The 13814-nt window shown below is 35.6% G+C and carries 12 protein-coding genes and 1 pseudogene; 3 read left to right on the plus strand and 10 right to left on the minus strand.

What is annotated here, in order from left to right:
- Positions 1-331: 331 nt before the first annotated feature.
- Positions 332-1327, minus strand: coding sequence for an alpha/beta fold hydrolase (locus tag AAGU76_RS08625; RefSeq protein WP_342485069.1), 996 nt, complete (start codon positions 1325-1327; stop codon positions 332-334).
- Positions 1328-1827: 500 nt separating this feature from the next.
- Entirely contained in the window at positions 1828-2370 is a 543-nt protein-coding gene (locus AAGU76_RS08630; protein ID WP_342485070.1) for a GNAT family N-acetyltransferase, read from the minus strand.
- A gap of 298 nt (positions 2371-2668) precedes the next feature.
- Here AAGU76_RS08630 and AAGU76_RS08635 point away from each other — a divergent pair, with 298 nt between their 5' ends.
- Together AAGU76_RS08635 and AAGU76_RS08640 are read left to right on the plus strand one after the other, a co-directional pair.
- Positions 2669-3475, plus strand: coding sequence for a MerR family transcriptional regulator (locus tag AAGU76_RS08635; RefSeq protein ID WP_342485071.1), 807 nt, complete (start codon positions 2669-2671; stop codon positions 3473-3475).
- A gap of 112 nt (positions 3476-3587) precedes the next feature.
- Positions 3588-5513, plus strand: coding sequence for an FAD-dependent oxidoreductase (locus AAGU76_RS08640; RefSeq protein ID WP_342485072.1), 1926 nt, complete (start codon positions 3588-3590; stop codon positions 5511-5513).
- 181 nt (positions 5514-5694) lie between these two features.
- Here AAGU76_RS08640 and AAGU76_RS08645 read toward each other — a convergent pair whose 3' ends face one another.
- Positions 5695-6054 carry a hypothetical protein gene (locus AAGU76_RS08645; protein WP_342485073.1) on the minus strand — a complete coding sequence of 120 codons (360 nt, stop codon included), beginning with the start codon at positions 6052-6054 and terminating at the stop codon, positions 5695-5697.
- A 440-nt stretch (positions 6055-6494) separates the two neighbouring features.
- Positions 6495-6794, minus strand: coding sequence for a hypothetical protein (locus AAGU76_RS08650; protein WP_342485074.1), 300 nt, complete (start codon positions 6792-6794; stop codon positions 6495-6497).
- Between the two features lie 92 nt (positions 6795-6886).
- Here AAGU76_RS08650 and AAGU76_RS08655 point away from each other — a divergent pair, with 92 nt between their 5' ends.
- Positions 6887-7300: a transposase gene (locus AAGU76_RS08655; RefSeq protein ID WP_342485075.1), complete on the plus strand. Its 414-nt coding sequence runs from the start codon at positions 6887-6889 to the stop codon at positions 7298-7300.
- 173 nt (positions 7301-7473) lie between these two features.
- On the opposite strand, the gene AAGU76_RS08660 is transcribed toward AAGU76_RS08655, so the two are convergent.
- The 6 genes and pseudogenes from AAGU76_RS08660 to rlmD form a co-directional block, all read right to left on the minus strand.
- On the minus strand, positions 7474-9444 hold the full coding sequence (locus tag AAGU76_RS08660; protein ID WP_342485076.1) for an FAD-binding protein: 1971 nt from the start codon (positions 9442-9444) through the stop codon (positions 7474-7476).
- Positions 9445-9770: 326 nt separating this feature from the next.
- Positions 9771-10286: a MerR family transcriptional regulator gene (locus AAGU76_RS08665; protein WP_342485077.1), complete on the minus strand. Its 516-nt coding sequence runs from the start codon at positions 10284-10286 to the stop codon at positions 9771-9773.
- Between the two features lie 878 nt (positions 10287-11164).
- Positions 11165-11575 (minus strand): hypothetical protein, encoded by a 411-nt coding sequence (locus AAGU76_RS08670; RefSeq protein ID WP_342485078.1) that lies wholly within the window; start codon positions 11573-11575, stop codon positions 11165-11167.
- Positions 11550-11827, minus strand: a pseudogene (locus tag AAGU76_RS08675) (DNA cytosine methyltransferase); the annotation flags it as partial. The gene AAGU76_RS08670 and the pseudogene AAGU76_RS08675, both read right to left, overlap by 26 nt.
- A 2-nt stretch (positions 11828-11829) precedes the next feature.
- Positions 11830-12057 carry a helix-turn-helix transcriptional regulator gene (locus AAGU76_RS08680; protein ID WP_342485079.1) on the minus strand — a complete coding sequence of 76 codons (228 nt, stop codon included), beginning with the start codon at positions 12055-12057 and terminating at the stop codon, positions 11830-11832.
- Between the two features lie 395 nt (positions 12058-12452).
- On the minus strand, positions 12453-13811 hold the full coding sequence (gene rlmD, locus AAGU76_RS08685; RefSeq protein ID WP_342485080.1) for a 23S rRNA (uracil(1939)-C(5))-methyltransferase RlmD: 1359 nt from the start codon (positions 13809-13811) through the stop codon (positions 12453-12455).
- Positions 13812-13814 lie beyond the last annotated feature (3 nt).

A 13814-nucleotide genomic window follows, 5' to 3' on the forward strand; every position in this document is an offset into this window, starting at 1 on the left:
ATCCAACCTGACCACACAACCCCTGCCAAATCGGAAAAACATCTAAATTGACCACTCACAAACTCATGTTATCTAAATCGACTACTCATCAAACACTGATATCTAAATCGCTCTGTCACACACCCAATCATGGCTTTGGACTTGTTCTCACAAAGCGACATTTTCATGATATTTGTGGCAGAATTATCATTCTTGAGCATTGACCCATTGGATAATGTCATCAAGCATGAGTTTAATATTCCCAACTTGACAATGATTCTCAGCGTGCTCGTTTTTACGGTATACACGGTCTGTCAGTGATTTTGCCTTTGTGAATAATGCAAGCTGTTTATCATGCATTTTTAAATGGAATAAAGTGATCGTTTCTGCCTGTTAGATAAAGTACATTTTGTCTGATTTTGTCACAGGCAAGGTTCTCCTCGTTCAAATTCAGAGAATACTCAAATGCTTCCATGGGCTCCATATGTGTTATATGTGCCAGGTTACTGACCTGCCAGCCTTTGATTCCTCCCTTTTTTGCCATTTCATTAAAGGATTTTCTGGTATAAGCCCGAAAATTTTTAATAAAAAACATCATAAGCCTCCGCGCAAATGCAGGTGGAATTCTTGAATAATCCACCGCATGCCCAGAAGCTATGACATTCTTTATTCTTGGTTCATATGCAGCTGCCCTTAAGCAGAACCATCCACCCATTGACAATCCAAATAAGGTCACTTCATTCAAGCTAAAATAGTCCAATACCGCACCCACAGGCTTTTCCCATTGATAATCAAGGGGTACGCCTTGCTTTAACAGCATATGTCCTTGTCCTGGTCCTTCAAAACCAATGACATCAAATCCGCTGGCACTCAGATATTCCATCATGAAATACCATTCTTCTATAAATGAATCGAACCCACCATGAATAACGATGGTGCCTCTCCTTTCATTCTTGGCGTTTATTTTAATTACAGGAATTTTGGAATTCTCTGCATACGGTATGAATGTACGTTCAACCGATTCAGATCCAATAGCGCGATAAAACAAATCAGTAAATCTATCATAGAAATATTCTTTATCAGGGCTGTCATCTTTCATTGTATAAAACTCGGCAGCCCGAAAGTAAAACGAAGCATTCAAAAGCCGCCCTTCCGTTTCCGACTTTTCCGCAAGCTTTATCATTTCAGTCTTCCAGTCCTCAAATGACCTGATTTTTGAACCTGTCGCACGAATATCCTCATAGTTTAGAAACCCCAGTGAGTACCAGCGATTAAGCTGGTAATTGTATGCCTGATTTTTGTGGAAATGATGATACCCAACAGGAAATACTGTGTTCTGACCGATCATTTTTTACCCCCCCTTTCCAATGGCCTTTATCTCATATATCCTTTGCAATATTTATCCCAAGTCTTTCAGTGAGTGTCATCTGGTATTGTTTTGGTTCTTAAGAAGTCTCCAAAAATACATCTTCAAATAGGGCGATGTGCGACATGTGTATTTCTGGCTCTCGAAACATTAAATTAGTGCGGCAATATTTTCTTCATCTAAACTGACCACTCGTTAAACAATGACATCTAAATCGCTCTGTCACGTTCAAAATCATGCCTTTGGATTTGTTCCCACGAAGCGATATTTTCATGATTTTCAAACTCCTGATTTTTACTCTCAAACCTCGAAAATCCTATATCTACTGGGCTTTTCACATACTCACTCTTTCGTCCTTGACATCAATACTACCGTCTCAACGTGTTTGGAGCATAGGCGTCAGACAATATTATTTAGCTAAAAACTCATTAATCTCTTTGATTTCAACAACAGGATTTACACTTCAATAATATACGCGTCTATCATGCCGTCATAGACTTCGTGGCTGTAGATGAATCATACTTCTCGTACAGTGATCCGGCGTTGTTCCCATTCGACACGTGCACAAAGATGTATCTGACATCCGGTACACTTCGTAGCCATTCCATTCCTTTGTCCATCAGCTCACTGCCGATGTGCTGTTCTCTATACTCCGGCAGCACGTAGAGGTTGTTGAGATGTGAAGCTACAGCCGGCACAACCAGATTGCTCGGGTATAGTTCTCCCGTGTTTTCAGGAATCAAATCCGCCCATCCCGGTCTTGCTTTCTTGGTCTCCTCTGTTACAGTGTCTGCTTCGCAGAAAATATATCCCACAGGTTTATCTCTGTCATAGGCGACATAAAGAAATCGCTTTTTCGCCCCATTGAATGCTGGCTTGAGTCTATTTTCAAAATCCATCGATTCTAATATTTTTTTATACTTCACGCCCCTATCTGTCTGCAGCTGCATTAACGCATTGCAGAGGTCCCTGCACTCCTCGACAGGACCTTCCACAGACAAATCCTTGTATGTTATATTGTTCATACCTCTTTAGTGCAATTATACCAAATATTCAAAAGAAAAGGAATATACTATAGTTAGTTTATAAGACAATCGCAAAGAATAATTTATTATGTTTTATAATTTCATAACCTCAGAAGTTCAAAATTGCCGCTTTATCTTGTTGGTTCTATAAGGATTTTCAATAGTCCACTACGAGGGGTTTACCACAGGGTAAAGTTAAACTAGACACCATCATTGAAATTAATCAATTATACATTTCGTTAGTATTATGCTATAATTGCTTACAAATATGTCATTATAAGATAAGGAGGAAGCTATAATGTTTCAAATGAAAATAAAAGCAATGGCTAATTTAATGGGTATTTCAATAAGTGGTCTTCGTAAATATGAACAATACGGAATTATTTCACCACGTATCAATAAAACAACTAATCAACGCGAGTATGATGGTATGGATATGGGGCATCTTTTTAATGCAAAACGTTATAGACAATATAATTATACAATGGACCAAACTGCACATTTGCTTAATGAAACAAATTTAGATGATATACTACTTCACCACTTAGACATGGGGGATACTTTAAATAAAGAGATTCAATATGCAATGCGTAGGAAAGAACGATTGATGGAAATAATTAATTTTATTGAAGAAGCACGTTTTGACATAGAAACATTTAGTATACGTCGACGACCTGCTATGTGGTTATTACCTCTTATTGAAGATGAAAAATTAATAGAAGGTGAGGCGATATCTGATAATAGAAAAAAATGGATATCCGACATCCCCAGCTCCTGTGTAACCTTAGTGCACTCATATTTAGAAAGTAACTTAAATGTAAAAGAATTCAAATATGCTATCAGCATTTATGAATCTGATGCTCAGCTTTGGGAACAAGAAAGGATACACCAGGTGGAGGTTTTTGAAGAACAGGATTGTGTATTTACTACTTATTTACATACCAGTGAATATGAATTTCTGGATCGTATTGAAAAGGCGGTACAATTTATAGATAAAAACGGATTATATATTTCCGACAAAATATTAACCAGAGGTGTTTTGTTCACAAATGGTGGAAAAAGCCTATATAGAGAAATCTGGATTCCAATAAAAAGAAAAAAATAAACGTTGACAAGACACTTGGTGTAGGTGATATCGTTAATTTATAAACTAACTTATGGTAGAACTCTTTTAGTGTAAGCCATTAGTTATAAATTAAATACCAAGGGAGATAAGCATGAAAAATTTTAAAAAAATTGTTGCTTTGATACTATGTTTAGCTTTAGTAGTAAGTATGACAGCATGTCAAACACAGACAACAACAAAACAACAGGAAACATCTACTCCTGCTCAAACTGAGGTGGGAAATAAGAAAGAAGTTTTTGAAGATACTATATCATGGGATGCTGAATACGATGTAATCGTTGTCGGCTATGGCATGGCAGGTGCTGCAACTTCTATTCAAGCTGCTGAGAAGGGCGCAAAGGTTTTACTACTTGAAAAAGCACCTAAAGGAGAAGAAGGTGGAAACAGTAAATATGCTGGTCAGGGATTTGTAACTGTTGAACCTGAAAACCGTGATGAAGCTCTCGAATACTTTAAGAGAATTCGTGGTAAATATAACACTCCAGAAGATGATGTATTAGCTGCATTTACTGATACTATTATTACAAATGCTGATTGGATCAATTCATTAGGTGGTAATGCTATAGTTAGTGCAAAAGCAATAGGCGAGTTCCGTGACATAGAAGGATGGGATTTGATGAATGCCTGGGGCATTAATGGAAAATTTTTTGACGCTGGAGCCTATAATTTTTTACACTCTGTAGTAGAAAAGAGCGATTTAATAGATGTATGGTATGAAGCACCTGGCGAACAATTAATTCAAGATCCTGAAACTAAGATTGTCCATGGTGTAGTAGCAGGGGTTGAAGGCAAAAAATACAATATTCGTGCAAAAAATGGAGTAGTTCTTTGTACAGGTGGATTTGAAAACAATCAGCAAATGATACAAGATTACCTTCAACTTCCATACGGATATAGCAAGGGAGCCTTATACAACACTGGCGATGGAATCAAAATGGCAATGGAAGTAGGGGCAGATTTATGGCACATGGGTAATATAGCAGGTCCAGATTTAAACGCTATTGACAAAATAACAGGCAGATCGTATGGTTACGCTATTCAGGGAGAGCACCCACTGTTATCTACAAAATTCACCTTAGGTAACGTTATATTTGTAGGGGCAGACGGCACACGTTTTATAGATGAATCTGTTACACCAGGTCACGGCTTTATAGATTTTCATGGTATGAAACTTCGTATGCCAGTTTCTCTTCCAGCTTATTGTGTGTTTGATTCAACTGCTATTAATACTACTATCTATCATGCCTGGGGCGATGATAAATCAGATGAAATTGAACAAGGTATAATAGTTGAAGCGGCTACTCTTGATGAATTAGCTGAAAAATTAGAACTTCCTGCAGGCAGTTTAACATCAACTGTAAAACAATATAATGAATACTGTGCTAATGGTGAAGATATTCAATTTGGCAGACACGAAGAAACTTTGAATCCTTTAAATACAACAGGTCCTTATTATGCATTTGAGGTAGTTCCAACGTTTACAAATACACAAGGTGGTCCACGCAGGGATGCTGAAGGTCGTATATTAGATACAAATGGCACTCCAATACCTCACCTTTACAGCGCTGGTGAACTTGGTGCTATATGGGGTGACATATACCAAGGAGCAGGTAATCTTTCAGAATGCATATCATTTGGACGTATATCAGGAATTGCTGCAGCTGCTGCAAAAGATGATGTTGATCAGAAATCAGTAATGGATGGAAAAACGCCAGTTAATTTCAAAATTAAAGCTAGTCAAACTTTTGAAACTTCAGCTAATGAGTATATTGGTGTAGGTTCTGGTATGGGTGGTAATTTAACAGTAAAAGTTACAATGGATGGCAAAAAAATTGCATCTGTTGAAATACTTTCGCAAAATGAAACAAAAGGAATTTCAGACCCAGCCATAGAAAAAATACCATCAGCAATTGTAGAAGCCCAGTCAACGGAAGTAGACACCGTATCCGGAGCAACAACTACCAGCAAAGCAATAATACAAGCAGTAACTGATGCTCTTTCTAAGGTTAAGCAATAAATAATAAAATAATTATGTGTATTCTCAATTATTGATGAAAGTACAAATTTAATTTAAATTACAGTATTCGACAGTTCTTAATGTCGAATACTGTTTTCTTATCGTTAACTGAATATACCAAACCAGCCATGACCACATCTTCATCTAGAACCAGTGGACTAATCCATGGGTTTACTCACTTTTACCGTTTTTCCAACTTCACCACGCACTCAACGTGCCTTGAGGCGACAATAATGATGTCGCGGGAAGCTGGTGGTTTCTTGGCGGAAATGTATTTTCTCGAAAGCGGATTATATATTACACCAAACCAAACAATTTTATTGCTAACTACAATACTGCTTTCACAACTCGAAACTTGTAAAGCCGGAACTTTCAGATTGTTCTTTAAGTACCAAAGATTAATGTTGTCAGTAAGCAAGTTCGCTGATGTGATTATCTTTTCATCAACGGTCTCTTTGAATTTCTCATCAATCTTCTCAATAATGTCGCTGAAAAATAGCTCTATTTGTCCTTTGAATAATCTTGTGATTCTTTCTTTCATTTCTTATTTTCTTGACTATTCTACTTTATATTATAAATGAGTAGTTATGAAATAACCACTCATTTATAATGAAAATCATAAAATCTTAGTTATTTGACCAACTAAGTATTTTATAGATATTTGTAGCTGTCCATGCTTGTGGTGCATTGCTAAAACTTAATGATATTGAAGGGGCTTTATCATCAGAATTCCATGATATGGTTCCTGAATCGAAGGTAGCAGCTGTATATGTATGAGATTGCAACAATTTTCCTATGCGTCATTTATTATGGCGTTCACCTAAACAAGTTTTAGATTTTTTTAGTATCAGTGTGTAACATATGTTTGACAAACCAACATTAGTTGAATTTTTTATATGTTTGTTCGCTTGTATTTTTACGTAGTCTGCCGTCCCCTTGTCATTGGACTATTTAAAATTGATCTCTCGCACATGTAACGTTTTATTGAAATTGGTCCTCTTTCCGTTTAGCAATTCTTACCTTAGCATAGTAGCTAGTGCAACCCATAAAGAATCCCCATAATAAACCTATGCCCAAATGAGCCAATAATGGTATATTTTTTAACGTATCATCTAAAAATAGATAACGGGACATATAAGAAAGTATCGCAAGGATAGGGCTTAAGTATTTACCAAATATAATAAGCAGTTTATTCTTTTTTTCCTTAAATGGCTTTAACATCAACTTTTCAGCTATAAATATACCATTTATAGCGCAAGATATTTCGGCAAGATAGAACATATATAACCTCCTTTGAAGATTATTTGCATGAAATAATATAATCGTATTGTGGATCAATAATTATTGTTCCCATTAGATCAAGTATCCCCCATTTGGAGAAAAGGGATCTACGTGAATTAAAAGAATTGTATATTACTTTCAATCAAACCCATGATGGAAATCCTCAAGAAGCTTATCAAGATTTACTACTTCTTATTGAATACTATCGTCATTGCGATGAACGTTTATTTAGAGATTTTTCTAATGTATTAAATCGATATAAAACTCAAATTGCTATGTCCTTTACTTTCGCTGGAGGACGTAGATTATCCAACGGGGTTATGGAAGGGTTCAATCGTGAACCAAAAGATTTAAAACGCATTTCACGAGGATTTGATAATTTTGAGTTTGCCAGACAAAGAATCATTTGGGCAAATCGGAAGGATGCTCCAATACTAGGTAAACCTAAAACATTAAAAAAAGTTCAGACCAGAAAAACAAATCCAAGAGGTCCATATAAAAAGTAAATAGAAAGGAAAAAATGCATACGCTTTATTTACAAAACCATTCATTATAAAAGGTACAAATCAATTTGTTGTAAAATTGACTTGTACCTCTTTTTTATTTTATCTTTGGGTTTCCCCAAAAGTTCAGGGCTAGCCCCCAATATTATTTGGTGAGCCCTTCTCTTTCTGAAATATTAATTTTTTGAGTTTGCATATGTTGCGGCATTTTCACCAGCAAGCATGCCCGAAGTAATAGCCCATCCATGTGCCACACCGCCATAATCTATATATCCTGTATCCTTAGTAAAGAATACTCCCATAGAATTTGTGCCACATGAATATAATCCTGAAATTACATTTCCTGATGTATCTAAAACTTCAATATCTGTATTTACATTCAATGCTCCATTTGTTGTATAGCAATATGGTTTAGCTTTAATTGCATAAACAGCTTCAGAATCATCAATATGTTTTAGTAATGAAGAATCTTTTCCAAATTCTGTATCAATACCATTATCACAATCCTCATTATATTTTGTAAATGACGCAACTAGCTCAGGCATTTTTAGTTTTTCGGCTAATGCTTCTATTGAATCTGCTTTATACAAATTATTTGCATCTATGGATCCCTTGATAAGTTCATCCATATCTGTAATTGGATCATTTGGAGATAACTCATAAGAAGGATCACTATTTACCGAAGGATACCATTCTGTATTGGTAAAGTCCTGAGAATTCACCATCATATATACTGAATCTAAGCCATTTTCTTTTATATTTTGTAAATATGACTCAGAAACAATAACATAGTAGTACTCTGTACCACCCTTCCAATAATATTCTGCTAGAGTTAACCCAGCTTCCTCATTTGTAAATCTCGTTCCATTTTCATTAACTGCTAATACATCTGCTTTATTGGAAATAGCTGATAATACCTTGTTGTGGGATGGAACAATATTATCTAGACGAATTGGATTTGCAACTCGTCCAGAATGACACATCCCTGCAGAATCCATAGCAAATGTATCTGCTTGTAAATTATCAATAGCATCCTCAATCATAATACCATCATTTTGATACATACCATGTAAACTAATAGGGTATCCAAATTGTTCCTTGGTCATTTCTCTATTACCACCAAAACCACCTGTACATAAAATAACGGAAGGAGCATGTATTTCATATGTTGTTCCATCATAAGAGATAGCTTTTACACCACTAACCATACCATTCTTATCTGTTAGAATAGATTCAGCTTTTAATTCTAACTGATAATCATTTTGTGAATTCAATGTCTTGCTTTGTTCCATCGCACCAATGAACATTTCACTTATCGATTTATTTTCAGTATTATATATAGCCCATACTGGAAATTCTTCATAAGAGAATGATGTTGTTGGGTAGAATTCAAATCCCAATGAATTTATTGTCCAATCAATAGCATCTCCTGATTTATCTACTATTAAGTCAATCATATCATCTTTTGCCTTATGGTCTGTATCATTTTTCCATGTTTCAGCGAAATGTTTTTCATCAACATCAATTCCATTTTGAACCATTGTTGAATCCGGATTTACTGCCATAGGACCAGTAACTAGAGATGATGTTCCCCCTACTCGAGCTGCTGAATCAAGTCCAAATACTTTTGCTCCTGATTGCGCAGCACTACTATAAGCAGCTACACCAGAAACACCTAAACCTACTACAATTACATCATATCCGTCAATCACAATAGTTTCTGTACTTTTTTCTATCTTCTTACTAAAATCAGAAGAATCACCACCTGCTTCTTTTATAGCCATGCTCACAGCGTTTCGAATACCCGCACAAGACATTGTTGCACCTGTTGTAGCATCTACAGCAATACTTTGTGATTCAATTATTCGAGGGATAAACGTAGAGATGGCAGATTGGATAATAGCATCATTATATTCAGACCATTCGCCACCTACATTTGTAACCTCTATTGCACTAATTGCATTATTTGCAATTGTAACACTCACCTCAAAAGGTAGTGTATAGTTATTTCCATACACACTTTCAACATAAACCCCATCTCGTAATTGAGTTATCTTTGATTCTGAACTGTCAACCGATTTAGATTGACATGCTGTTGAAGATAATAATAGTGATGTAATCAATAACATGCTAAAAAAACGTTTCATTAAAATTCCTCCATCTAAATTTTTCTGTGAATAGGTAATATACATTCAAAATAAGCATTTTCTGATCCAACAGTCTCTGGTAATAAGAATAAAAGACATGTGCCGTCTATTTCATAGTTTTCTTTATTAACATAGTCAATTGCATCTAAAATAAATCTTTTATTAATCCACGGTGCATCGTCACTTTTCATAAAGAAATGACAGACAGTTAAAGGAGAAAACTGATACGCTATAGTTTTAAAACTTTCCAAATCCTTCAATAAAGATGTATTCTCATCAGAAATAAAAAGTCCACTTTTAGTAATCGGTATATCTTCTATTTCATTTCATGACGAAAGGTCGTGTATAAGCAAACCATATTGAGAAATAGGCAGCAATTCTCTAACTTTATCTATAATGCTCTTCTTTTCTTTTTCGTAATCATCGTTATCAAACTGTGCTATAAACCATCCTGATATATAGTTGGTAAGTATTTGACATCCATCTTGTTCATTTTGCAATATAAGTGCTTTTTTCTTCATTTTCTCAATTTCATCACGCTTTTGCTTTAGTAAAATAATTTCACGATCCATTTTTTTGAGTAATTCATCTATTTCTTCAACGAAAGCACTGTTAGCTATTGAACACTGTTGTGTTTCCATTTGTTGCATAGAAAAACCATATGAACGAAGTGTGCGAATAGCAATAAGATTAGGTAAATCTTTTTCAGAATAATAACGATATCTATTTTCATTATTTCGATGAGGATGAATTAGATTTTTGGCTTCATAATAGCGAAGAACATCCTTACTAATGCCAAGAATATCTGCAATTTCTCCTCTTTGGTATACATATTTATTCATTAAGTCCTCCTCACGCTGATTATACAAGGTTGGTACGTTACAATGTCAACCTTTTTTCAATTATATTACGTTTTAAATTTTTAAAATAAATTGGCTTAACGCGCAATTTGTTGAGGTACTGACATAAATGATGTAACAATACCTAGTATTATAGAATTACGAAACGAGGTAATCCTATATGAAAATCAATACATATCTAACAGAAGAAATTAGCAAAGATTTGTAACCCTATCAAATCAAGAAAATAACTATGCAAATTGATGACTATGTCGCAACTAATAAAACAGTGAATATATTCAAATTAACCCAATATCCAAAATGTACTTCAACTAAATCAAACACAAGATAAATGGAATATATTCGCTTCAGAAACACTTTCAGAATCTTCTTTCTTGCAATGTACAGCAGCAATTGCTGTGAATGAATCAACCGCTTTTCGTATGCGTCACAAATTAACGCATGCATTAGAACAATTGAAAAATCCAAGTATTTTAGATACTGCCATCGAGTTAGATGAAACATATGTGCAAATAAGTCGTAAGGGAAAAAATTAGATAGAGTATTACCCAGACATTGCAAAGAGCCGAAAATATAAGTTAGTATTTCGTAGATGTCTTTATAGCAGAATCACTTTGCACATCTAAAATAATTTTATGTCCGCAATACTTACAGTAAAAGATGTCTATGCCATTTTTAATTTCAAGACTTGCTCCGCATTGCGGGCATTTTAATGTCTTTCACTCCATAATATCAATCCCACTGATAATTAACTATCTTTATTTATCACGCCTAATTCGCATGGTCTTCTGCATCTTTTGCTTTGAACACCTCTATATATGGTCGAGATATGGGTTTAGATAAACCCATTTCGAATAATTTCATAGACATGATTTAGTGGCGATTTGACACCACTTCTTATGAATACGAAAAATTTTAAATAATCTTGAAGATAGTTTCTTAACTTCTTTTGAATCATATACATCTTCGGTTAAGTTTAATTTATAGACGAGTATTCTATGTGAACGTTCTTTATCGTGGATGATATGTGATTCACTTCTTATGCGGTTTCCTAATATTTCCCAGTAATATTTCTGAGATGGTTTTCCAGTTCCATTAATTAAGGCCACAATATTACCTGACGCATCAATTGCTGTGAAAATGCACTCTTGATTTCTAGACAGACTGCGATAGTACTTTCCGTCTTCAATTTTTATTTGATCTGGCTTACGCTTTTTGTAGAATGTTTCATCTACATAGATTGTACAACTCAGCTCTTCCAAGACTCTCATCTCTATGTCCTGCTGAAGAGAAATCTTGACAAGGTGGACCCCCAATAATAATGTCAGGTTGCAATCCTAATATCTCATCGGTTATGCCTCTCTCTGATACGTCCTTTAAAAAAATTGGATGTTTAAAGCTCTTTTATATGTTTCTACTGCAGGTTCCCAGTTATCATATGCCGCTACTATATTGAATCCTGCATTCTGAAATCCCAGGGACATACCTCCGCACCCTGCAAATAAATCAACTGTCTTTAGCATTTTTATCCCTCTCGTTCTGTATTTTTATCGTTTGAAATCAAGCTACAAATGTCTCCAATGTCACAGGACAAAATCTCACATATACTTTTAAGTGCAGCAAGTGATACATCTTCTTCCTTGTTTAAGCGTGTAAAAACTCCCGTAGACAACTTGGCCTTTTTTCGCAACTCACTTTTTGTCATATTCTTTTCAATAAGTAATATCCATAGTTTTTTGTAACTTGTATGCATCAAATCACCTTTATCTATTTTTTGAATTAGTAATTCTCTTAATATTTTATCATTTAAATATCCACTTATCAATAAAGTTTAATCTAAATATTAGAATTTCTCGCTAATAATAGATAGTTTCTATTCATCTTAAAATCATTATTATAATAAAACAGACTATCGCCTTAAAACTATACTACTCAATAAATCTAGAATAATATACTTATAGAAACAATAATCTTTTGCTAAATCATATACCTTTTGCCTAAAAGTTAGCCTTATGCTAAATCATATATCCTTATGCTAAAATGTAAAAATCCCCTATCCCCCCTGCAACAAGGAGATAGAGGATTTTTTATATTTTCTTAAAACACACCTACATTTACTTTTGAAATAAGGCTCAAACCCTTGTGAAATCAAACTTTCTTCGTTAGCAGACAAACTGTTTCCACATGGTGGGTCCAGGGGAACATGTCTACAGGCTGGATTTTTTTAAGCTTGTAGCCGCCTTCCTCCAGGAGCTTCACATCCCTTGCCAGCGTGGACGGGTTGCAGGATACATAGACAACCCTTTGAGGCTGCATGCTCTTTATGGTGTCTATGACTTCCTTTTCGCAGCCTTTACGGGGCGGGTCCACTATGACCACATCTGCCTTTATATTTTTTTTGTACAGTTTCGGAAGGACTACCTCTGCCTTTCCTGCGTAGAACTCGGCATTTTTTATGTTGTTCCTCTGGGCGTTTTCTTTGGCATTTATTATGGACTGCTCAACAATTTCAACTCCGTATACTTTTTTTGCACGTCTTGCTGCCATCAGTGAAATTGTACCGATGCCGCAGTATATGTCAAAACACACGTCATCCTTTGTAAGACCGGCGTATTCTATGGCTGTTGAATAAAGTTTTTCGGTCTGGCTTTGATTAACCTGAAAAAATGTCTCAGGGGAAATTTTAAAAACAAGGTTGTCGATGGTATCGTCTATGGTTCCTTCTCCGAAAAGGGTGATGTTTTTATATCCCATTACAAGGTTTGTGTTTTTTGAATTAATATTCTGGACCACTGTCTTAATTTCCTTCACGCTTTGTGACAGCTCACGGGCTATCTGCAAGGAGTTTGGGAAGTTATCCGTCGATGTGACTATTATAAACATGAGTTCATTGTTCCTGCTGCTTCTTATGACAATGTTCCTTACCGTCCCTTTTCCTGTATTCTTGTCATAGGCTGAAACTCCGTATTTTTCCATCAGTTGCCTGAAGTACTCCACCGCCTTGTCTGACTGGCTGTTTTGAAGCATGCAGCCTGCGATGTTTACTGTGTTGTATGTTCCTTCTTCGTAGGGGCCTATGATGGTTTCACCGTTTTTTTGTGCAACGGAAAATGCAGTCTTGTTTCTGTACCTGAGAGGCTCTTCCATGCCCATGGTATCATATATTGCAGCTTCGTCTACATTAACAGATGCTCTTCTGAATTCGTTCTGCACCCTGTTTCTCTTGTAGTTAAGCTGAGACTTGTAGTCCATGTGCATGAGCTGGCATCCGCCGCACTGGCTGTAATGGCTGCAAAGCGGCTCTATCCTGTCAGGTGACGGCTTTACGATTCTAATGAGATTACCGAGGGCAAAGTTCTTCTTTGTATCAGTTATTTTTATTTCTGCTGTGTCGCCCGGAACCGTCTTCTCAACAAACACAACAAATCCGTCCCTTTTGGCGACTCCCTTTCCTTCGTGGTTCAAATCTATTATTTCAACTTCTGTTTTTTTTCCTTTTTCAAACATAAA

Source organism: Sedimentibacter sp. (genome assembly GCF_038562225.1).
GTDB lineage: Bacteria > Bacillota > Clostridia > Tissierellales > Sedimentibacteraceae > Sedimentibacter.

What these genes read in the sequence shown, in the direction of transcription:
- AAGU76_RS08625 (WP_342485069.1), bottom strand. Translation starts at nt 1,327, where the DNA reads ATGATCGGTCAGAACACAGTATTTCCTGTTGGGTATCATCATTTCCAC.
- AAGU76_RS08630 (WP_342485070.1), bottom strand. Translation starts at nt 2,370, where the DNA reads ATGAACAATATAACATACAAGGATTTGTCTGTGGAAGGTCCTGTCGAG.
- AAGU76_RS08635 (WP_342485071.1), top strand. Translation starts at nt 2,669, where the DNA reads ATGTTTCAAATGAAAATAAAAGCAATGGCTAATTTAATGGGTATTTCA.
- AAGU76_RS08640 (WP_342485072.1), top strand. Translation starts at nt 3,588, where the DNA reads ATGAAAAATTTTAAAAAAATTGTTGCTTTGATACTATGTTTAGCTTTA.
- AAGU76_RS08645 (WP_342485073.1), bottom strand. Translation starts at nt 6,054, where the DNA reads ATGAAAGAAAGAATCACAAGATTATTCAAAGGACAAATAGAGCTATTT.
- AAGU76_RS08650 (WP_342485074.1), bottom strand. Translation starts at nt 6,794, where the DNA reads ATGTTCTATCTTGCCGAAATATCTTGCGCTATAAATGGTATATTTATA.
- AAGU76_RS08660 (WP_342485076.1), bottom strand. Translation starts at nt 9,444, where the DNA reads ATGAAACGTTTTTTTAGCATGTTATTGATTACATCACTATTATTATCT.
- AAGU76_RS08665 (WP_342485077.1), bottom strand. Translation starts at nt 10,286, where the DNA reads ATGAATAAATATGTATACCAAAGAGGAGAAATTGCAGATATTCTTGGC.
- AAGU76_RS08670 (WP_342485078.1), bottom strand. Translation starts at nt 11,575, where the DNA reads ATGAGAGTCTTGGAAGAGCTGAGTTGTACAATCTATGTAGATGAAACA.
- AAGU76_RS08680 (WP_342485079.1), bottom strand. Translation starts at nt 12,057, where the DNA reads ATGCATACAAGTTACAAAAAACTATGGATATTACTTATTGAAAAGAAT.
- rlmD (WP_342485080.1), bottom strand. Translation starts at nt 13,811, where the DNA reads ATGTTTGAAAAAGGAAAAAAAACAGAAGTTGAAATAATAGATTTGAAC.